Annotated in this window: 17 protein-coding genes and 1 pseudogene; 12 read left to right on the top strand and 6 right to left on the bottom strand. The window is 36.3% G+C overall.

The window, feature by feature from the left end; translation table 11 throughout:
• Positions 1-2: 2 nt before the first annotated feature.
• From AC6CHV_RS01925 to AC6CHV_RS01905, 5 genes are all read left to right on the top strand, one after another.
• A complete protein-coding gene (locus AC6CHV_RS01925) occupies positions 3-230 on the top strand; it encodes a sulfurtransferase TusA family protein (RefSeq protein WP_066418396.1) in 228 nt (75 codons plus the stop codon).
• Between the two features lie 199 nt (positions 231-429).
• Positions 430-621 carry a hypothetical protein gene (locus AC6CHV_RS01920; protein ID WP_121446053.1) on the top strand — a complete coding sequence of 64 codons (192 nt, stop codon included), beginning with the start codon at positions 430-432 and terminating at the stop codon, positions 619-621.
• A gap of 184 nt (positions 622-805) precedes the next feature.
• Positions 806-2452, top strand: a complete 1647-nt coding sequence (locus AC6CHV_RS01915; RefSeq protein ID WP_121446054.1) for a sulfate permease — start codon at positions 806-808, stop codon at positions 2450-2452.
• Between the two features lie 23 nt (positions 2453-2475).
• On the top strand, positions 2476-3018 hold the full coding sequence (locus AC6CHV_RS01910) for a carbonic anhydrase (RefSeq protein WP_121446055.1): 543 nt from the start codon (positions 2476-2478) through the stop codon (positions 3016-3018).
• Positions 3019-4638: 1620 nt separating this feature from the next.
• Positions 4639-5400: a polysaccharide deacetylase family protein gene (locus AC6CHV_RS01905; RefSeq protein ID WP_121446057.1), complete on the top strand. Its 762-nt coding sequence runs from the start codon at positions 4639-4641 to the stop codon at positions 5398-5400.
• Between the two features lie 242 nt (positions 5401-5642).
• Here the strand turns inward: AC6CHV_RS01905 and AC6CHV_RS01900 are convergent, their stop codons facing one another.
• Positions 5643-5804 carry a hypothetical protein gene (locus AC6CHV_RS01900; protein ID WP_341331534.1) on the bottom strand — a complete coding sequence of 54 codons (162 nt, stop codon included), beginning with the start codon at positions 5802-5804 and terminating at the stop codon, positions 5643-5645.
• Positions 5805-6029: 225 nt separating this feature from the next.
• On the opposite strand from AC6CHV_RS01900, the gene AC6CHV_RS01895 reads away from it, so the two are divergent.
• The 3 genes from AC6CHV_RS01895 to AC6CHV_RS01885 are packed head-to-tail and all read left to right on the top strand — an operon-like array spanning position 6030 to position 9875.
• Positions 6030-7598: a spore germination protein gene (locus AC6CHV_RS01895; RefSeq protein WP_121446058.1), complete on the top strand. Its 1569-nt coding sequence runs from the start codon at positions 6030-6032 to the stop codon at positions 7596-7598.
• On the top strand, positions 7598-8776 hold the full coding sequence (locus AC6CHV_RS01890; RefSeq protein ID WP_165918132.1) for a Ger(x)C family spore germination protein: 1179 nt from the start codon (positions 7598-7600) through the stop codon (positions 8774-8776). The genes AC6CHV_RS01895 and AC6CHV_RS01890 overlap by 1 nt, the downstream gene beginning before the upstream one ends.
• A 28-nt stretch (positions 8777-8804) precedes the next feature.
• Positions 8805-9875, top strand: coding sequence for a GerAB/ArcD/ProY family transporter (locus AC6CHV_RS01885; RefSeq protein ID WP_121446060.1), 1071 nt, complete (start codon positions 8805-8807; stop codon positions 9873-9875).
• Between the two features lie 313 nt (positions 9876-10188).
• Here AC6CHV_RS01885 and AC6CHV_RS01880 read toward each other — a convergent pair whose 3' ends face one another.
• The 3 genes from AC6CHV_RS01880 to AC6CHV_RS01870 all read right to left on the bottom strand — a co-directional run bounded on the left by AC6CHV_RS01880 (position 10189) and on the right by AC6CHV_RS01870 (position 12103).
• Positions 10189-10344 (bottom strand): SDR family NAD(P)-dependent oxidoreductase, encoded by a 156-nt coding sequence (locus AC6CHV_RS01880; protein ID WP_235858170.1) that lies wholly within the window; start codon positions 10342-10344, stop codon positions 10189-10191.
• Positions 10345-10780: 436 nt separating this feature from the next.
• Positions 10781-11215, bottom strand: a complete 435-nt coding sequence (locus AC6CHV_RS01875) for a CBS domain-containing protein (RefSeq protein ID WP_066417336.1) — start codon at positions 11213-11215, stop codon at positions 10781-10783.
• Between the two features lie 309 nt (positions 11216-11524).
• Positions 11525-12103 (bottom strand): cupin domain-containing protein, encoded by a 579-nt coding sequence (locus AC6CHV_RS01870; RefSeq protein WP_066417339.1) that lies wholly within the window; start codon positions 12101-12103, stop codon positions 11525-11527.
• Positions 12104-12425: 322 nt separating this feature from the next.
• Here AC6CHV_RS01870 and AC6CHV_RS01865 point away from each other — a divergent pair, with 322 nt between their 5' ends.
• The gene (locus AC6CHV_RS01865; protein ID WP_084380491.1) at positions 12426-12737 is read left to right on the top strand and encodes a hypothetical protein; all 312 of its coding nucleotides are present in this window, start codon (positions 12426-12428) and stop codon (positions 12735-12737) included.
• A 120-nt stretch (positions 12738-12857) separates the two neighbouring features.
• On the opposite strand, the gene AC6CHV_RS01860 is transcribed toward AC6CHV_RS01865, so the two are convergent.
• Entirely contained in the window at positions 12858-13811 is a 954-nt protein-coding gene (locus tag AC6CHV_RS01860) for a zinc-binding dehydrogenase (RefSeq protein WP_066417341.1), read from the bottom strand.
• Between the two features lie 637 nt (positions 13812-14448).
• Between AC6CHV_RS01860 and AC6CHV_RS01855 the strand changes: the two genes are divergently transcribed.
• The 3 genes and pseudogenes from AC6CHV_RS01855 to AC6CHV_RS01845 all read left to right on the top strand — a co-directional run bounded on the left by AC6CHV_RS01855 (position 14449) and on the right by AC6CHV_RS01845 (position 20045).
• Positions 14449-15024 (top strand): recombinase family protein, encoded by a 576-nt coding sequence (locus tag AC6CHV_RS01855; protein ID WP_066417344.1) that lies wholly within the window; start codon positions 14449-14451, stop codon positions 15022-15024.
• 57 nt (positions 15025-15081) lie between these two features.
• Positions 15082-15501 (top strand): annotated as a pseudogene (gene pgoN, locus AC6CHV_RS01850) (glyoxal/methylglyoxal reductase); the annotation flags it as partial.
• A 758-nt stretch (positions 15502-16259) separates the two neighbouring features.
• Positions 16260-20045 (top strand): PDDEXK-like endonuclease domain-containing protein, encoded by a 3786-nt coding sequence (locus tag AC6CHV_RS01845; protein WP_498077965.1) that lies wholly within the window; start codon positions 16260-16262, stop codon positions 20043-20045.
• A gap of 68 nt (positions 20046-20113) precedes the next feature.
• Here AC6CHV_RS01845 and katG read toward each other — a convergent pair whose 3' ends face one another.
• A complete protein-coding gene (gene katG, locus AC6CHV_RS01840; RefSeq protein WP_121446064.1) occupies positions 20114-22330 on the bottom strand; it encodes a catalase/peroxidase HPI in 2217 nt (738 codons plus the stop codon).
• Positions 22331-22653 lie beyond the last annotated feature (323 nt).

Raw genomic sequence — 22653 nt, 5'->3', positions numbered from 1 at the left:
AAATGAATGTCAATAAAACTTTAGACGCAAAAGGTTTAGCTTGTCCGATGCCTATTGTAAAAACGAAAAAAGCAATGAATGAATTAGCGTCTGGAGAAGTTTTAGAGATCCATGCAACTGATAAAGGGGCTAAAAATGACCTGACAGCTTGGGCAAAATCAGGTGGTCATGAATTTCTAAAAGTTCAAGAGGATAACGGTATATTTAAGTTTTGGATAAAAAAAGGCTGAGGGTATCATCAAGATACCCTTTTCTTAAAAAGAAAACTATATTAATTTAATTATAGGATTAGCCAAACTTTCAAATTAAATTAGTAAAAATTATATCTTTACTAGTTTGTAGGATTTAATTCTTTCCATAATAATGTCAAAAAGTACCCTATTCATTTCCGGAAAAATGTTTCAAGGAAACTAGGAAGAGGTGAATATTGTGGGAAATCTTATTAAAAGTCTTACGGAAGAACGTTGCCCTGTTTGTGGAAAAAAGTTGGTAATTTCGGATCAAAAATGGATGAAGAGTATGTATGTCAAGTCATGTCCTGAAGGTCATATAAAAAAAGAGGTTTATCCACATTTACAAACTACTATTGAATATAAGAAAAATAGTCCTGAGCATAGATAAAGTTCATTTTATATAAATTTCAGGCTAGTTGAAAGCGTTTTCCTTTTGAGGCGAAGCCTTGCGGTGGGCAGAGGTTCTCGAAATGATCATGAACACAGTTGAAGGCAGACAACGAAGAAAGCAAGCGTTTGTCAACAGCCTGAAATCTAATTGTAGAATTCGTATTTAAAGGGGGGAAGAGATCATGTTAAAAAAACTGATCCCGTCTATTGATTGGCTAGGTCATTATAACAAAAATGATTTAAGAGGAGATTTATCAGCTGGTCTAATTGTAGCTATTATGTTAATTCCTCAAGGAATGGCTTATGCGATGTTGGCTGGCTTACCTCCTGTTATAGGATTGTATGCTTCAACGATCCCTTTGATTATTTATGCACTATTTGGATCTTCTAGACAATTAGCAGTTGGACCAGTTGCGATGGTTTCACTTTTAGTATTTACAGGTGTGTCTCAACTTGCAAAACCAGGGACAGATGAATATATTGCATATGCACTGCTACTCGCTTTGATGGTAGGTGTGATCCAATTAGTATTAGGACTTTCCCGCCTAGGCTTTCTTGTTAACTTTTTATCACATTCTGTTATAAGTGGGTTTACATCTGCAGCTGCAATCATCATTGGTCTTAGTCAGTTAAAAAATCTATTAGGAATCGATATTCCGAAAGGTTCGATTTTTGTTATCATAAGTAATGCAATTATGAAAGTCAATGAAATAAATATGGTAACATTTTTAATTGGCCTAGGGAGTATTATCATTCTTATATTACTTAAAAAAATGGCACCTAAATTTCCAGCACCATTAGTTGTTGTAGTTTTGGGTATTTTAGTAGTTCGTTTTCTTCAATTAGACCAAGTTGGTGTTAAGATTGTTGGTGATATTCCGAATGGAATACCAGCATTTTCAATTCCAATGTTTAATATAGAGGCAATTACGGCTTTACTACCGATTGCATTGACGATTTCATTTGTCAGTTTTATGGAATCTGTCGCAGTTGCAAAGTCAATTGCCAATAAAGAAAAATATAAAATTAATGCAAATCAAGAGTTAAATGGTTTAGGCCTGGCAAATATCTTTGGGTCATTTTTCTCTGCTTTTCCAGTTACAGGAGGATTTTCAAGGACAGCAGTAAACTATCAAGCAGGAGCTAGAACAGGTCTTGCTTCTATTATTACAGCAGTATTAATTTTTATTACGCTTCAATTCTTTACAGGGTTGTTTTACTTTCTTCCTCAAGCTGTATTAGCAGCAATTATAATGGTTGCTGTGTATGGATTAATTGATGCAAAGGAAGCAGTTCATTTATTCAAGGTAAAAAAAGCAGATGGATGGACATTACTAATTACTTTTATAGCAACTCTTACATTGGGGATTGAACAAGGAATACTAGTTGGAATCGGTGTATCCTTACTGCTGTTTATTTGGAGAAGTGCATATCCTCATATAGCTGAATTAGGATATCTTAGTGATCAAAATATTTTTAAGAATGTGAAGTATTATCCAAATGCCAAAACATATGAGAACTTGTTAATATACCGAATAGATGCATCGTTATATTTTGCGAACATCGCATTTGTTGAAGAAAAACTTCAACAAGCTATCCTTGAAAAGGCAAACATTAATAAAGTCATTCTAGACTTTTCGGGGGTTAATTCAATGGATGCTATTGCGCTTGACGAATTAACAAAAATCATAGAAGGCTACAAAAAATCTAATATAGAGTTTTATATTGCTGGAATTAAACAACCAGTCTATGAACTTTTTAGAAAAGCAGGATTAGATAAAAAGTACAAGGGGAAAATTGATTTTCTGTCTGTAGATCAGGCTCTTTGAAATGTAAAACTTGGGGTGATCTCATGAGTAAGCAAATAATGGCTGATAACAATCAAGGGTTTGTTAATAGTATATTAAAAGAGGATCCTCATTATTTTGAAAGGTTAAAAGAAGGGCAATCACCAGAGTACTTTGTAATAGCTTGTTCTGATTCTAGGGTCAGTCCTTCTATTGTTGCTAACATGCCACTGGGGAGTATGTTTGTTCACCGAAACATTGCAAATCAAGTTACTGATGATGATGCAAGCTTGAATGCAAGCTTGTATTATGCACTAAAGCATTTAAAAGTAAAAAAAATAGTTATTAAAGGGCATACTAGCTGCGGGGGGATAACAGCTGCTTGTAGCGGTAATAACGAAAAAGAGTTAAAGAGTTGGATTTCAAAAATAAAAAAAGGATTACCAGAAACATGTAATCTGTCTGAACAAGAGTATTCCAGACAGAATATATTACAACAAATAGAAAATTTAAAAAGTCATCCAGTTTACAAAAAATATGGGGAAGGCATTGAGGTTATTGGCTGTCTGTTCCATGTTGAGACAGGAAAATTAGAAAGAATTAATTGATCCAGCAAAAAATGAGTATGCCAAAAAACCTTCCTTTTTCCAATTGGAAGGTTTTGTTTTGCTTCCCTAGATGTGTTTTCTAAACTATATTTCGAAAAGTCGTTTTACTTCTCAATAATGCATAAATCCAATGTAAGAGCTTATTCGCACAAGCGATTATTATAATGGACCCATAAAACTAGACACCAAGAAAGGAAATTCAATCCATCCAACTAAAGAGTATCCTTTTCACAGGAGAACCTGTCAAGGGTAAAGGCATGCACTCGCAAGCTCGCCTTTGACAGAACCACCTCTGAAAAGGAAGTTTCAATTAGGATGGATTTCCTCAAAAAATGTTGAGGGTCAACCTTCCCTTATGGCAATGAGAGTACCTCTTACTCTTATTTCCATTTTAGCTCTTATAAAGACTATAAGACCGACCCCACCTTATTTATTGAAAAAAGTGTCTTGACGATGGAGTCCGCCATATATGGCTAATCCAAAAGGCTTTCCTTTTTCTCGTTTTTTGTCGTAAACTTTTCTTAATCTCTTATTTCTAGAGATAATCTCATGACTTGTTTCTTTACGTTTTGTATAGAGAATAATCTCAATTATAATTTTTTCCTCGTAAATAAATCCTTCAAAGATGTATGGTAATATAAATCAACTAATGGTTCAAAGTACCTTGAAGAGCGCTTGATTTTCAAAGGGACATTGAATTTAAAAATAAAAAAAACAGTTGAACAAAGAGATAAGAACAACGTAGGTAGAGGACGTTTAGTAAATAAATGACTGTATACAAACATCTTAACGTATAGTAATCCTGACCATAAAACATTCCAACCGTGAGCATATAGAATTAAGTGCTTTTTGTGAATCAAATATTCAACAACGGTACTTATTATAGTCCACCGTATGAAATGAATAAATTGTTTAAACAGGGTATTTGGCATTTTGCTTAAGAATACGAGCACTAATAGTGGAGTTATTATTAGTGTATGGACTGTTCTAAGAAAAAACCAATTTACTCTATAAGGAATAAACTCCCAAACGAGATGTCTTCTACATAGTAAATAATATATTGCATTAAATGAACTAACATAAACCATATTTTTATAATACTTAGGAACCTCACGCCAAGAATTACTGAAAATGGATACTAATATAACGCTTAGTATCAAAACGATATGCCTATTTCTAACTTTTTGTTTCTTTCTCATTTTAAACTCCTTTATAAAGTTAAAAACATTAGTAAGAGGTTTCCCTAAATAGACACTTTTACTTATAAAGTAACTGGTAAATAATTAAAAGTGAGGGATATGTATGAATAAGAACCCGATCGAGCATGTATTAGGAACAAGAGTAAAATTAATTGAATACATATTCGCTTCAATTTAAACACCGACATTCCTATTGCCTCAACGTAGCTTTATTTTTGATTTAAAATTGGCAACTTTGATTTATTCGTTATCGGTTATTCGAAAAATAAGCATATTCAAAGTTAAATTTGAATATGCTTATTTCTTTCAAAAAATCAACAATCAAGTTAAACAGTGCCTGATTAAAAAATTGACAAGTGGATGGATATAATGACTGCATTTAACTCAATACTAAGGTAAGTATTAGAAAGAAGGGAATGACATGTTTTATAAACGTTGTTTTCTTATTATACAAGGTTTTTTTATCTTATTTGTGGGGCTAGCTTATTCCACTAATTCAGCTCAGGCTTCAGTAGCATACCCATTACAAGCAAAATATTCAAATACAATGCTTTATAAAGCACATACTAATCAAAAAGTGATTGCACTAACTTTCGACGATGGTCCAGACACTCGATTTACTCCCTTGATTTTAGAGGTTTTGAATAAATATGAGGTAAAAGCTACCTTTTTCTTATTAGGGACACGAGTGCATACCTATCCTGATATCGTAAAACAGATATATAGTAAAGGGCACGCAATTGGTAATCATACTTATTGGCATCCCAAACTAACGGACACAGATGTAAAAAGTATGATATGGGAAATTGAAAAGAGTGAACAAGAAATTTTTTCGGTTATTTGTATTAAACCTGAATTGTTTCGTGCTCCATATGGGGCTATAAATGAAGACCAGGTCAGACAATTGGAGAAAATGGGGTATCGTGGTATAGGATGGTCTGTAGATTCGCAAGATTGGAAAAGCCTACCGGCAAACGTAGTAAAACAAAAAGTGTTGGATTCTATTCACCCTGGAGCTATTGTCCTAATGCATAGTGCCGGACATTGGACACAAGACTTAACAGGAACAGTAAAAGCCTTAGATGAACTTATTCCATATTTGAAGAAGGAAGGATATATTTTTGTTACCATTCCAGAACTTTGGTTATTAGAAAACACTAATGAAAAGGAATTCCCTAAATAATTGTAAGGTAAAACAAATAGAAGCTTAATGCTGGAAAATGAAGGTATATTCGGTCGTTTAAAATAGGATTTTTGTTTCGGAAGGATTCTTTAGTTTAGTCAAAAGTAGCGACTATAATAACCCCGTTTTCTTAAAATATTTTAAAACTATTCTCCATTAAAGGTGCCATTTATTGAATTTTTATAAAAAAATCATGCTATATTTCCAAAACTGAAACCTTTTTGATTCGGCCTTGCAACATCTTATGTTGCTTTATTAGGTAATTCTATATCTGCAGATAAGTTTTCTCCCCGGTTTTTGTTCCCTTTCCAGAAGAATAAAGCAGCAAACAGAATGGTCATGACAATTCCACCGGGATGTGAAAATTGATAAGATAAACCAAAACCAAGATTGCTATCATACAAAATATAGGTTAACACCATACCTGTTATGAATAGTTCTGGTACAAGAGAGACAACATAATTCTTCTTATGTTAATAACCATAATAGTGCTCCGGTAAATTATTGGTAACACTTAATAATCATTACTTTATCATTTCCAAAAACGGTACATATTATTTGAAATAAAACTCATAATATAGGTATAAAATAACAACTTTTAAGAGAATGAATAGGGATGAATTGAAATTATGCGCTGTTTAAAAATCGAATCCATTCTGCAAAAAATAAAGCGAAATACGAAAAAGTTACAAAAAGAAGAACGATCAAATTATTCAATTTCATTCTCATCGGATGTTCATGAAAATGAAGAAAAACTAAAACAACTGTTAGATTCAAGTGAGGATATCATTTTTCATGATTTCATCATTCCGTTACATGACGGCCACTCATTGAAAGCACTGTTAGTTTTAGTTGATGGGTTAATTAATGAAGATGCCATTCGCAATAATGTATTAGAGCAACTGACCGAGGAATCACTCGAAAGTCCTCAGGGAGAAGAATTAAAAAAAGTAAAAGAGAGGATTGCTATTTTTAATATAAAAAATGAAGATAATCTAGAAAAAGCTGTATTCCAACTACTGAAGGGCAATACGTTACTATTGCTGGATGGATATAGTGAAGGATTGGTGCTAAACGCACCAGGGTACGAGGTTCGTGCAATCGCCGAACCCCAATCAGATCGGGCTGTGAGAGGGGCACATGAGGGATTTATTGAATCATCACCTACAAATATTGCATTATTACGGCGAAGAATTCCACATCCTTCTTTACAGTTTGAAACCATAAAAATTGGTGAATTTAGTCAAACAGATATAACGCTGGGATATATAAAGGGCATTGTGGATCCTAAATTGATCGAACGGCTCAAACAAAGATTAGATCAAATTAAAGTGGATGAAATCAATAATTCAGGGGAAATTGAACAATTCATTGAAGACCATCCCTTTTCAATCTTTCCTACTATTGGAAATACAGAGCGTCCTGATGTAGCCTCAGCCTTATTAATGGAAGGAAGAATTATGATCATAGTTAACGGAGATCCGGTAAGTTTGTATATTCCATCTCTATTTCTTGAAAATATGAAAAGCATAGAAGATTACAGTTCTCGTCCTTATTATAGTTCCTTCATTCGCCTGATGCGCTTTTTTTCATTTATAATCAGTATTTCTTTACCAGCCCTTTATATTGCAGCCATTAATTTTCACAAGGTAATGATTCCATCTGAAATGATTGTTCCGATCATCCAAGCAAGAGAGACAGTTCCATTTCCTCTTACAATGGAAGTTTTCATGATGATTTTAATGTTTGAAGTTGTCCGTGAGGCTGGTGTTAGACTTCCTCAACAAATTGGCATTGCTTTAAGTATTGTGGGTGCTTTAATTCTTGGACAAGTCTCTGTCTCAGCCGGACTGGTTGGTGCACCGACCATTGTTGTTGTATCTATATCGTACATTGCCGCCTTCGTCATTACTCCAATCGCAGATGTTACTGCGTTACTCAGGATAGGGTTATTTATTGCTAGCAGCTTATTTGGGGGATATGGACTAATTGTCGTCATGCTTGGTTTATTAACACATATGATCTCTTTAACATCACTTGGGGTTCCTTATATGGCGCCATTTGCGCCTTTTTATTTTCAGGATTGGAAAGATTCACTAATTCGTTTGCCGTTAAGGTGGAAAAAACATCGACCAAAAAGCATACCGAATCAGCGTGCGCCTAGAATTAAATCATTACCTAAGACAGGTGATAAATGATGGGAAGGATTCTATTTATCATCCCTTTTTTATTTTTATTAATGGGCTGTTGGAGTAGCCAAGAACTTGATAATTCCGCACTTGTACATGGAATAGGGTTGGACAAATCTGACGGTAAATTACGAATCAGCGTCGAAATCATAAAACCAACTGGAGCAAGTGAACAAGGTGGTGGAGAAGGGGGTGGAGGAAATGGCCAGCATATTCTATTAGAAAGAGACGCGGACTCAATAATACAAGGTACACGAGCACTCATACGAGATGCGAAGCGCAGGCTTTATTTTGATCATGCTCGTTTATGGGTGATTGGTGAGGAATTAGCAAAAGAAGATTTTATTGGCTACCTTGATGAAAGCCGGCGAGATCAAATGTTTCGTTTAAATAGTTATCTTTTCATTACAGAAGGTAATCCAATAGATATTTTGAGTACTTCTACACTTTATGAAGATCTTTCGTCAGCTGAAATCGTCTCTGCTTTAGAACAAACACAATATATTGCAGAATATACATCCGTAAAATTATATGAATTTTATAAGTTAATTGAGGGACCTATTCCTAATGCCTATATGCCGATCATTCAAACAAAAAAAGAAAAGGATAAAACTATTACTTCATTAGACGGTACGGCCGTCATTAGAAATGATAAAATGGTCGGTAAACTAAATACACATGAAACGGTTGGGCTAAATGTCCTTTTGAACAAGGCTAAAAGTGGAGGTGAAACTGTATCTCTGAATGAGAAGGAGAAGGTCTCTGTAGAGATAAAGAAATCAGAGACAAAAATAAAGCCGACACTAGTTGGAAATCAGCTTAAAGCACATCTTAATATCGAGATAGAGGGAACGTTAGCTGATAATACGACGAAAAGCAATATAAATGAACAATGGATAAGTAAGGTTGAAAAGGAAGTATCAAACCTAGCTGAAAAATACGTACGTTTAACTTTGGATAAACTTCAAAAGGAATTAAAGACAGATATTTCAGGAATTGGGCTAGAAACCTATCGGAAATATCCAAAACAATGGCAAAATATCCAATCTGAATGGAATGAGATTTTTTCTAACGCAGATATAATAATTGATGTTCATACGAACATTACTCATCAAGGCCTTATAAATAAGAGTATAAATAGACATCACAAAAAGCCTTATAACAACCCTTATAAACTAAGGAATTAAATGATCAAAGAAGAAGGAGATTACAGTCATGTTAACAAAATGGGAGACACTTTTTTTATTAGTAATGACACTTCCAATCATGGGACATGTCGTGATTCTCCCGTTAATGCTCGATGTTGCCGGAAGAGATGCTTGGATTTCCATATTTCTATCACTCCCGGTAGCATTTATATTTGCAATCTCCATTTATCGCTTGAGGCTTAAATACCCAAAAGAAAATATCTCTGATATGCTTCACAATTTATTGGGGAAATTTTTTGGAACAATGCTTACGGTGGTTTTCATTATCTACTTTTTATTTTTAACCATTTTCTCTTTTGCTCTGTTAGTTGATTTCGTCTATATTGCTTTTTTGCCTGAGACCCCTCTGTTGGCTATACTCGTTTGGTTTTTGATCTTTTTTGTCTATGTAGCTATAAAAGGTATGAAAAGAATCGCCTTAACGGCTGGTGTATTATCCATAATTGCTATGGTGTCAGGGCATACAGTCACTCTATTGGACACGAGGATGAAAGATTGGAGTGAGCTTCAACCCATGTTTGAGTTTGGTTGGAGTCCCATATTATGGGGATCTTTGCTTCTCACTAGTATATGGATTGAATTGTTGCTACTTTTATGTGTGCCCATTCAAAACATTCGTGAAAAACGAATGTTTTTACTATGGAGTATTGGAATCTTGTTGAATGCACTAATGATGTTTTCAACAACTACCGGCAGTATAACAATTTTCGGATTAGGGCAGGCTGACAATTTCGTATATCCGGCATTAGAGCCGGTACGAATTATTAGTTTGGGATTTATTGATCGTTTTGATATTTATGGTTTACTATTAATGGCAGTAGGAACATATATACGTTGCAGCCTATACCTTCGAATCGCTTACGACATAGTTGAATCAAAGGTTTCTTCAAAGTGGATAAAGCGAGGTTGGTTTTTGGGGCTTGTTTTACTCGTATTTCTAGGTACTTACTATTTGTCAAAAGAACATTATCGGCTAGATAAAACGTTAGATATATACGCATATATGATTGTCCTGCTTCCTATTCCATTTTTGTTATTAGGTGTCTCTTATTTAAAAGGAAAAACAAAGCAGAGTTAATTTCCAAAAGGGGTATTTCATCTGAATTACTAAGAAAAACAAAACGCACGAATGCAGTTATCAACATTCGTGCGTTTTCATTTTGGAGGATTTTTACCTTGAAGGATCCTTATAGGAAAGCCCAAGCGATCGTTATTCGTTTAATTACACGTTATATAGAGCACCATCGATAGTGAATGAAGATGAGCTTACATAAGAAGCTTCGTCAGAAAGTAAAAACGCAATTACTTAGCTACTTCTTCAGGCTCCCATAGCGTTTCATTGGTACTGAATCGTTATTAGCTGCTACTGATGAAGTATTGACGATTGCACCCTATTTTTGTGCTTTCATTATCGGTAATACGTATTTAAGACCGAAAAGTATGCCTTTTACGTTATTTCCGTAAACGAAATCAAATTCTTTTTCTGTAATTTCTTCAAGTGGTTTAACTGGACCCTCAACGCCTGCGTTATTTACAAAGCAATCAATGCGACCAAATTTAGAGATTGTTTGGTCTATTTAATTTTTAACACTTTCTTCATTAGAAACATCTGCTTTTACTGCTAAGCTATTTTCTTCTGTTAAACCAAGCTAAGCTTGAACGGCTTTGATTGTGTCTTCCTTTCAACTAATACAACTTTCAACTTGTGCGTTAGCTAATTTTCGTACGACTTCTTTCCCGATACCGCTTACTGCAACTGTAACATTAACTACTTTGTCTTGAAATCTCATACAATTCCGTCTTCTTTAAAATAATATATCCAGCTATAAAACGAAATTTCCCAAAACTTAAAAAAGTGAGATGACCAACCATGACAGAACTTTTCTGGATTAACTAAAGACCTGAGATTCCCTTCTATTATAAAAAGTGTTACAGATCGAGGCCTCTACTAATAATTATTTATGCAATAAAAGTAACCCCTTATTATTGTTGAGGTGCGGAAGGAGTTGAAATGCTTTGTAGTGCCTGTTCTGCCTCGTTTGCATATTGATTTTGTACGGCTAGATCACCCAACGCAACTATTCCAACAATTTGTCCATTCTCAGTTACCGGCAACCGGCGAATTTGCTGCTGTGCCATCAAATTTGCTGCTTGATGAACATCCATATCAGGTGTACCTTGTACGATTTGCTGTGCAGTCATAACTTGAGATACTGGAGTTTGTGCATTTTCTCCTTGTGCTATCGTACGAAGGGTAATATCACGATCCGTTACAATTCCAACAATTTGCCTGCTGTTATTTATTACTGGGATAGCTCCGATATTATATTTGCTCATTAACGCTGCAGCTTCCTGTACGGTCTGTGTTTCGTTAACTGTAAGAACATTTGGTGTCATGATATCTCTTAATTGTGCCATGAAATTACCTCCAAATATATTTTTCCTTTATAGGATGAGGAACATTGGCGATATTATTAATGGTAACTTTATGCTAAATATAAGCTGCACCGTCTTTTATGAATTAAACCTAGCTATTGTGTAATGATAATAAAATTGTTTAATTTTGAAGCTGAAAAAACGCATTACACCGTTCGCAAATGTGGACGGTGTAAAAATAAAGTTGCTTAATTTCTTGTGAAGTTACTGATTATGGAAGTAACAATAAAGTCGTTTAAAAATCAAATCCTTATGCCACAATCGCGCCCGATTCCAGAAGACCATAGGTCTCTAACCTTCGATAGCTTCGGCATCTGACTTTGTTCTATGCACAGTGCCAAATGGATGCTCGGGTGGTGCATAGATTGTGTAAAGTTTTAACGGGATATTTCCCGTATTTGTTAAATTATGCCACATGCCAGCAGGGACCATAATAGCAGAGTCATCATATACATGCCTTACAAAGTTTAACTGATCTCTACTCTCGCCCATTTGTACAAATCCTTGACCTTCCTCAATACGTAAAAATTGATCTACGTCAGGATGAACCTCTAGACCAATATCTTCCCCGACATTGATACTCATTAAGGTCACTTGCAGATTATCTCCAGTCCATATAGTAGTTCGGAATGTGTTGTTTTGCCTAGCAGCCTGATTAATATTCACTACAAAAGGTTCTTTTCCATAGTCATTTAATATGGTACCAGTATATCCTTGAGTGTTTGGATATGGCCAATATTGGTTTGCATAGCGCATTCCATACGACATATTTCCATAGCCAGGATCAAACATATTACCATGATTACATATTGGCCCATGACCATAATAAGCGTTCGAATAATAAGGGGATATATAAAAAGTGTTATTCATTGAAACATTCCTCCAAAGACCTTTGATTATAAATTCATCATATGTCCCGCGTACTTAGGAGGTTATTGATAATTCTTATTCCGATATCTGGCCTATTACTGAAAAAAGCACAATAGATATGCGCCCGATTGTGGAATATTGAAAAACACGAAACTAACGTTATGGGTTTATGTTGTATCGATAAAGACGAATTTATGAAAAAATGCAAAAAATATCGAATTGAATAATGCACAATAAAAGATTTTCAGCGACTAGATGTTTTGACAAACCTTTCTTGACATAATTATATTCGTCTTCTCTCATATTAAATACGAAGGAGATGATGACATTGAAAATATTTGATGATGAGAAAAATAAAAAGAGTGGTCAGACAAATAAAGGTCAATCGAAACTAGGAGCAAGTAGAATGTCAAATGCCTTTGCTTCATTGAAATCACAACCGAAGGGCCAAGAAGAGATTTCCAAAGAGTTCCTTCCTACAAACAGTCAAGCAAGTAGAATGTCTAATGCGTTTGCTTCATTGAAATCACAACCGAAAAGCCAACAAGAGATTGCGAAAGAATTTGCCCCTTCTAAAGGCCAAACATTTAAGCATGATAATGGTGCAAATTTGGGTAATCAGAAACCTAAGTAAGGATAATTTTATTTTAAAAATATGAAAGCCTGTGAAATTTTCCTTGTTGTAAAATTTCACAGGCTATTTCATTTCAGAGGAGAGTTTTGTCCCAACCTTTGTTACAAAGAAAACTTATATTTATTCAAATACGGCTACTAAACGGCCTTTTACTTCATGATTTTTGAGTTTTTCTAAGCCTTTGTCGATCTCTTCAAATGGGATTGTGATAAGAGTTGGACTCATTTTTCCAGTAGAGAAGCAATCATATACACCCTTTAAGTCTTCTACTGACCCACCATTACTTCCTAGAAGCTTAATTTCTTTTGTAATCATTAAATAAGTATTGATATTGGATTCTAATTTACCCATACCAACAATTACAACAGTTCCTTGTGCTCTTACAGCTTCCAGTGCATCTGCAGTTGTTTGTCCAAAACCAGCAAAGTCAACAATAACGTCACATTCCGCTTCTTTCATATCTAGAATAGTATCGAAAACTTTATTAGCCCCTAGTTCTTCAGCAAGTTTTCGAGCTTCTGGAGAAACATCAGTAGCGTACACTTCGCAACCTTTAATCAACGCCATTTGCAATGCAAACTGACCAAGTCCACCGATACCGATAATTCCTAATTTTGTACCTTCTTTTGCTTGTCCAATACTGAAGAGAGCTCGATAAGCTGTGATACCTGCATCTGTTGAAGCAGCTCCTTCTACAAAGGAAACGCCTTCAGGAATGATTACGCATTGAGCTGCAGGTACACGTACTTTTTCTGCATACCCGCCGTCATAGGTATACCCAGCAGTTACTTTTGTTTCTCTATTCATTGGGTTAGCCCCGACGCGGTCTCCAACTTTAATATCTTCTACACCTTCACCCACTTCAATAACTACCCCGGCAAACTCATGCCCCATAATAACAGGACCATTTGGGAAAAGTGGCATCCAACCCGGATCTTGTAATGCTGCAACGTCCGAATGGCATAAACCAGCAGCTTTCACATCTATCACAACGTGACCTGGAATCGCTTGTGGATCTTCTTTTTCAATTAATTCTAGTGGTTTATTTGTACCTGAAAATAGCCAGCCTTTCATACAATCGCCTCCAATTGTTTTACTTATATAATACCGTATATTAACGCATAAGATGCATAAGGAGGTTCTGCCAAAAGTTGAGTATTCTTTAACAGAACTTGGCCCCCTATATATTTTGGAACATTCTTGTTCCATTAACCTCTTTTAATTAGATTATTTCATAACCCTCTTTATATTTTGTCATAAATTCCCAATTATCTTCAGTGGATCTCCTCCACAATCCGTAATTAATGGAATAACAGGATTTGCAGTTTTAAATAACTTTATTGTCAATCAACAGCTATTCAACAGGTTATCAATTTCTTGTTGATTATTGTATGGTTTTGATAATTATGAAGACCCGATTACGGTTATAAAATTGTCATACATATCCTTTCTTAATTTGTAAAGGAAAACCTTTTAAAATTAATTTCTTTCATGATCGGGCACATCTCAATAAGAATTCCACTCTTTCTTTATGCATAGGGTGTTTTTTCTGGAGTAAAGTAATAATTTATGGACTGAACGGTAAAAACCAATCATCCATTTCTTATCAATAAGGTACACCCTATTGATATAATTTTGGTTCCTTGATATCATTAGCTTGATAGACTCTCAATAACACCTATCAAAAATACATATTAAAAGAGGACGAAATATGATCTATGGATACGCACGGGTAAGTGCACAAGACCAAAACCTTGATACCCAAGTTGAAAAACTCACAAAATTTGGAGTAGATGAAATTGTAAAGGAAAAAATTAGTGGTGTTTCTAAACAGAAGCAACAATTGGACGAACTTCTTTCCAAAATTGCTACTGGTGATACTTTAGTTGTGACTCGAATGGATCGTCTTGGTCGAAACACTGTTCAGTTGCTGCAACTGGTTGAACAGCTTCGTGAAAGGAACATCCACTTTGTTATCCTTAATTTAGGAATTGATACAAGGACACCTACTGGTAAATTCTTTTTAACTGTAATGGCAGCATTTAGTGAGCTAGATCGAGAAATGATTAAAGAGAAGCAACGTTCTGGGATTAAATTGGCCAAGCAAAAGGGCAAATATCGAGGAAGAGTAAAAAAATATACGGATAAACATCCAGGAATGAACCATGCCATTGAATTACGAGAGACAACAGATAAAACGGTAAAGGAGATATGTGCCATTACAAAGGTTAGTCAGGCAGCGTTTTATCGCAAGCTAAAGGAAATGGAGGAAAAAGAGGGTGAATAATAGAATGTAAATTATTCCCTGTGTGGCCCCTCAATCCTCGAATCGTTTCCGTACCCCATAGGGGTTAGTAATTTTCAAATTCACCATCTTGAAGAACTCATGAAAGATGCTGAAATTAAACCTATGATCAATCAAGTAGAATATCATCCACGATTATCTCAAAATGATTTACATGAGTTTTGTAAGCGAAATGGTATCCAACTTGAAGCATGGTCACCATTAATGCAGGGCCAATTGCTAGATAATGATATACTGCATGAAATTGCGCGGAAGCATAATAAATCAGTTGCACAAATAATTTTACGATGGGATCTGCAAAACGAAGTGGTAACCATTCCAAAGTCTACAAAAGAACATCGAATTATCGAAAATGCAAATGTTTTTGATTTTGAATTAACGAATGAGGAAATGGATGTTATTCATGGACTGAATCAAAATCTTCGCGTAGGGCCAGACCCAGATAATTTTGACTTTTGATTTATAAGAAATAATAAATCAGAAATATCTATGCTAATAATAATTGGATTTTATTTTCAAATCTGGACATTTTAAGATAGTATAAATAATCCAGGTCGAGGTGAAATTCACTTATGGCATCAAGACGTCACGTCGTATTTAACTTAGCGATGATCATTATTCCGTGGTTATCTTTACTATTAGTAGGTAAGCACCGCATCAAACGGTATTCGTTAGCAAGTATTATCATAACTATATTTGAAATTTTAAATCATATAATTGGACATAAACGGAAATTTTGGGTGTTTTATGATAAGCCAAAATCATTTCTAAGGGATGAACTACCTTTTGACATTGGGCCATATTTTCCAGTGTCGATCTGGCTCCTTCGATTTTCGTTTGGAAATTTTAAAATGTATGTGTTGCTGAATACAATCGCTCATGCAGTTTTTGCGTTTTTGTTCATGCCTTTTCTCAAAAAAATTAAAATCCTCCGTTTACATCGGCTATCCTATATTCAGTTCTTTCTATATATACATTACAAAGCTTATATATTATATGGAATACAATATTTGGTGGAAAAAATACGTCGGCCGAAGATTGAATGGAATAGATTCCTAAACTAAAATAGCAAAAAAAGCTCAGAGCATATGCCCTGAGCTTTTTATACCATTTCCTCAAAACAGCCACAATTTCCCATCTTGATGAAATATTCTTGCAAAAAGAAGTATATAATGAAACTATGTATTTGAACGAACTGAAAAATAAGGTGATCTAAATTGAAAGAGAAATTAACGATTTTAAAGGATCGGTTGAATGACATTAGTCGGCGGAATCGGTCCATTCGTATGTTAAAGATATATAACAAATGGAATTTTGATATAAGCGAAGTAGGTAAACTCAATAAAAATCCTCAAGATATCTTAGATGCGCTGATTAAAAATAGTCGAAACGTTGAACTAGTGAAACAGAATGTAAATGAAGAAGAATCTCTACTTTTGTCTGGGAAATTGACAACCCTTTATCGGAATTTAAAATCGATCGAGGACGAAACAGGATTATATGATTTATATATCGGCTATCCGTTCATAAGTGGTGCGATGCTTGATGGAACGTACATACGGGCTCCTTTGTTCCTCCATTCTGTAAAGTTAGAAAGGGTTAAAGAACATGGAACAAAATGGGTTCTTCATCCAATGGAAGATTCCGAGCCAATGTTAAATCGCCCACTCTTTTTAGCGATGCAAAAAATGAGCAATTTCTATGTACCTGATGAGATGTATGATGAGGCAGTTGAACAATCTTCTCAAATGAATTTTCTAGGATGGTTAACGTGGCTAAAAAAATACAACATTAATATCAACTGGTCAAATGCTCAAGATCTTGAATCCTTTCAAAATCTGACTTCTGACCTCATCCCATCCTTTAAAAAGGGAGAGTTTCAATTAGATAATTATGCGATTCTCGGTCATTTTCCACAAGGAAACTCGGCTATTTTAAAAGACTATGAGGACTTCCTGCAACAAATGGAAGACGGCGTTTCTGATTTTGGATTAGCAGGGGAATTGATGAATGTTGGGGAAGTATCTTCCTCTGCCTTTACAACCGATAATCTCGGTGAATGTCAATCGAAATCAGTTGAAACAGTCCAAAAAGATGAAAAGGAAAAGTTTTTTGTCCTTGATACGGATGCATCCCAGGAGGAAATCATCAATTCGATTGAAGAGATCGAAGGCATGGTCGTTCATGGGCCACCCGGTACGGGAAAATCACAGGTCATTGTTAACATGATTGCGAATGCGATTGCTGATAAAAAGAAGGTATTATTAGTCTGTCAAAAACGTGCGGCATTAGATGTGGTTTATCAAAGACTCGACAGCTTAGGGCTTTCAGCGAGTGTAAGTCTATTACATGATGAAAAAACGGACCGTACTAGTCTTTACCGAAAGCTTCATAATCGGTTAGTAAAAGATGAATTTGTACAAGAACTAGAGGTTCAATATGAACAACTTTCACAAAAAATTGAAAAATGTGAGCAAAAGCTGGATGCAATTGCAAAGGGATTGTATGAAGCACAACCTCATGGATATCGAGCTTACGACTTGTACGGTCTTGGTAAACCGGTTAATCAACAAGACGTCATTCTTAACTTAACGGCTGTGATTAATGACTTAAATAAGAATAATTTAGAAGAAGTCTTAACAACCATCTTTTCATATGGTGATTATTTTAGCCGATTTGGACAGGAAAACTATCCACTAAAAGACCGTAAATCGTTTGCAAAACTCGAAATAAAGGACCGTTTGACCATTGTTGAGATTCATAAGAAGGTCACTGAGAAGGCTGAGAAAAGCATTACATACCTAGAACATTTTGAAAAGGACGAGATTACTCCGGAGTATAGCTGGGAGGTTGGCGGTAAACTCGAAAAAATATATGAGGACTTAAATCCTCAGGAGAAAAAGACACTTCAGAAACTAAGACTTTGGTGGTGGACTTCCTTTACAGGAAAAACGATTGTTGAAGAATTAATCGTAGGCGACAAATTTAAGGGCTTATCTTCGACAGAGTGGCCAAAGCTTAGGGAAAGTTTACGAATCCTGTATGAACTTTCAAATGTGTCAACTGACATGGCGAACGAAATGAAACAGTTATCTCCATATTTTAAGGATGAAAAGTTGCAGAAATATAAGGAGCAAATTTCGAAAGGGGATATTCCATTACCCGAATTCCAAAAACAGCAGGAATATGTGATTCAGGATTTTGATGACCTTCGCAATATGGACAGAATCTATGTTGAGAGTATGCCTTTTGTCAAGTCGCTCATTGATGAATTAAAGGATAAAAGTAAAGACCAGCTTAACCGTGAACTTGCGAAAGAGTGGGTTGAAAATACTAAGCAATCTGCCTATATTTACTGGATTGATGAAATTGAACGTAAGCATCCAGAACTGACAAAGATTGGAACGGAAGAGTTTCACCGATTACGCTCAAGGTTTAAGGATCTTTTAGAAGAAAAGAAAGAACTTTCAGCTAAAGTTTTGCAAAATCGCTTAATTAAAGCCCTTGAATCAGTGAAGGAACAGCATTCTAAAGCAATAAAGGACATCATCTACCAAACTGGAAAGAAGCGACAAATATGGCCAGTTCGAAAGCTTGTAAAAAAATATGCTCAAGACGGATTATTAGATGTGTTACCCGTTTGGCTTGTCTCGCCTGAGACTGCATCGGCGATATTTCCGTTAGGCAAGGATTTGTTTGATCTGGTTATTTTTGATGAAGCCTCACAATTAACAGTTGAAAATGGAATTCCATCTGTCTACAGGGCATCTAAAGTCATTATTGCCGGGGATGAAAAGCAATTACCTCCAAGTAATCTGTTTAAGGGCGGTATCCAAATTGATGAAGATGATGTTGATGAGGACGATATGGTAATTTCAGAAAGTCTTCTAAATTTAGCAAAACGAGTGTTTCCTAGTAAAATGCTACAATGGCATTATCGTTCTAAATCTGAGGAATTGATTAATTTTTCAAACCATGCCTATTACAATGGCAATATTCAAATCGCTCCAAATGTGGAACATCTCAAGAATCCAGCAGCTATTCAATGGCGAAAAGTCGATGGCAAGTGGATTAATCAATGTAATGAGGTGGAAGCAAAAGAAGTCGTCCTCTTACTGAAAGACTTACTTCAAAAGGATGCGTCGCGTTCAATTGGGATCATTACTTTTAACGCGAAACAACAGGATAAGATTCTTGATTATATAGATACACTTGCCGAGGAAGATGAAGAATTTAATACCCTGTATCATCAGGTCATGGGGAAGGATTTAGATGAACAAATTTTTGTGAAAAATATCGAAAACGTACAGGGTGACGAGCGGGATATCATCATCTTTTCCGTTGGATATGCGAAAGCCGAAAATGGCAGAGTCTATAATCGATTTGGTCCGCTAGGACAGCAGGGGGGAGAAAACCGTCTGAATGTGGCGGTAACTCGTTCAAAAGAAGCGATATATGTTGTATCCAGTATTGAGCCAAATGAACTGGATGTATCGAAAACGAAAAATGTTGGACCAAAGTATTTCAAAAGTTATCTAGAGTACGCGCAGGCTGTTTCGAATCTACAGAAGGAGAGAATCGGAGCTGTGCTTTCAGAATTGAATGAAGAGATGAATACTCAGCGACAAGAGAAGGCACTTCATTTTGATTCACCATTTGAAACACAAGTGTATGAACAATTAACGGAAATGGGATATAAAGTCGATACGCAAGTCGGCATGTCCAATTATCGAATTGACTTAGCGGTTGTGCATCCAGAAAATGAATCGAGGTATATTCTCGGAATTGAATGTGACGGGGCGATGTATCATAGCTCACCATCTGCGAAAGAAAGAGATGTGTACCGACAAAAATTCCTTGAAAACAAAGGGTGGACGATTCACCGGATATGGAGCCGAAACTGGTGGAAAAACCCAAGCGCTGAACTCGAAGAAGTCGACCAACTCATCAAAGAAATCCTAGAGAAAGAAAAATACCATCAAAAAGTCCAACAAATGATGTAGTGGGGGGCAGCTGTCCTAAAAACACCCTTCTGTGTGGTTTCACAGAAGGGGTTTGATATTTTCAACAATTATTTACTTGTTAGTTGAGCTTTCTTCTTTTCAGCAGATTTCAGGTCAAAGCGATCCGCATTCATTACCTTTACCCAGGCAGCAACAAAGTCTTTTACAAATTTCTCTTTGTTATCGTCTTGTGCGTAAACTTCAGCAATGGCACGTAAAACAGAGTTTGAACCAAATACAAGGTCTACTCTTGTAGCTGTACGGACAACTTCGCCTGTTTTGCGATTGCGGCCTTCATAGACGTTTTCTCCTGCAGGGTTCCATGCGACACCCATGTCGAGCAAGTTAACAAAGAAATCATTTGTAAGTTGGCCAACACGCTCAGTGAATACACCGTGCTGGGTGCCACCGTAGTTCGTACCGAGAACGCGCAATCCACCAATAAGAACCGTCATTTCTGGGGCAGTAAGACCAAGAAGTTGAGCCTTATCAATAAGAAGCTCTTCTGGGCTTACACTATACTGTTTCTTTTGATAATTACGGAAGCCATCAGCGACAGGTTCTAGTACGTCAAAGCTTTCTACATCTGTTTCCTCTAGTGTTGCATCACCTCGCCCAGGAGCAAATGGAACCGTTACATCAAAACCTGCATCTTGTGCAGCCTTTTCGATTGCAGCACTTCCGCCAAGAACAATCAAATCAGCCAGACTGATATCGATATCTAAATCTTCTTTTATGCCTTCTAATACTTGGAGCACTTGTGCAAGTTGTTCCGGTTGGTTTACTTCCCAATCCTTCTGTGGTGCTAGGCGGATGCGTGCTCCATTTGCACCACCGCGATGATCAGAGCCGCGGTACGTGCTTGCAGAAGCCCAAGCCGTTGTCACAAGCTTACTGACTGTTAGTCCAGATTCTAGGATTTTTGCCTTAATCTCTGCGATTTCAGCATCTGTTAATTCAGCGTTTCCAGCTGGTACAGGATCTTGCCAGATGAAATCTTCTTCTGGAACCTCTGGACCAAGATATCTTGACTTAGGACCCATGTCACGATGTAGAAGTTTGAACCATGCACGAGCAAATACATCAGCAAACTCATCTGGATTCTGATGGAATCGGCGAGAAATTTTCTCGTATTCCCGGTCATGACGTAATGCCATATCTGCAGTGGTCATCATTGTTGGAACCTTAATAGAAGGGTCTTCTACATCTGGTGCAAGATGCTCTTCAGCAGGGTCTACTATAAGCCATTGCCATGCGCCTGCAGGACTTTTCGTTAGCCACCATTCATATCCAAATAAAAGATCGAAGTATCCATTGTCCCACTGCGTCGGATTCGCAGTCCAAGCACCTTCAATTCCACTGCCGATGGTGTCACGGCCATACCCTTTGCCATGAGAACTTTGCCAACCTAAGCCCATTGCTTCAATTGGAGCAGCTTCAGGCTCTGGACCAACCTTACTTGGATCTCCTGCACCGTGTGCTTTACCAAATGTATGACCTCCAGCTATAAGTGCAACCGTTTCTTCATCATTCATTCCCATGCGAGCAAAGGTTTCACGAATGTCTTTCGCACTTGCAATTGGATCTGGTTTCCCATCTGGACCTTCTGGATTGACATAAATAAGTCCCATTTGAACAGCAGCAAGCGGATTCTCAAGTTCACGTTCGCCAGAGTAACGATTTTCACCAAGCCATTCTGTTTCAGTTCCCCAATAAACATCTTCTTCAGGTTGCCAAATGTCTGCGCGTCCTGCGCCAAATCCAATTGTAGGGCCACCCATATCTTCAATCGCGACATTTCCTGCTAAAACAAGCAAGTCTGCCCAGGAGATCTTATTCCCATACTTTTGCTTAATCGGCCATAGAAGGCGTCGTGCTCGATCAAGTAGAACATTATCTGGCCAACTGTTTAGTGGTGCAAAACGTTGGTTACCCGTTCCACCGCCACCTCTACCATCCCCAACACGGTATGTACCAGCAGCATGCCAAGACATACGAATAAACATTGGACCATAATGTCCATAGTCGGCTGGCCACCAATCTTGACTTTCTTTCATGAGATTACGAAGATCTTGCTTTAGGGCATCATAATCCAACTTTTTAAATTCCTCTGCGTAATCAAAGTCTTCTCCCATAGGATTTGATTTTGTATCGTGCTGGTGGAGAATATTTAAATTTAATGCATTTGGCCACCAATCTCGATTCGTAGTACCACTCGTTTTGTTACTAGTAGCAGCCCCATGAAACGGGCATCCTGTGATGTTGCCATTGCCTTTAGTTTCCATTACTTACATCTCTCCTTCGTGAATAATTAGTAAATTTATTATTTCATCTAGTTTAAGAAACTAAGATGTTACTAATAAATAAAACGACATTGTTACACTAGTCATAGTTGAATGAAATATAGAATATTAGATTTCTAGAACATCAGGAAAAGTATATTAAGTAATAAAGCGAATTATGATAGATAGATGTATCGAAACAATGAAGTCTTAACATAGGGGAGGGTAAATTGTTGTAACGAACATATGAAACTAGTAACGAAATATTTTGTATATTTCAATTATAATGAAAGTGAATAGGGAAAGGCAAGTTTTAAGCCTAAGGG

The organism is Ferdinandcohnia sp. GQ5 (assembly GCF_059759275.1).
Note: the sequence above shows the minus strand (reverse complement) of the source record. Positions and strands in the feature narration are given on the sequence as shown.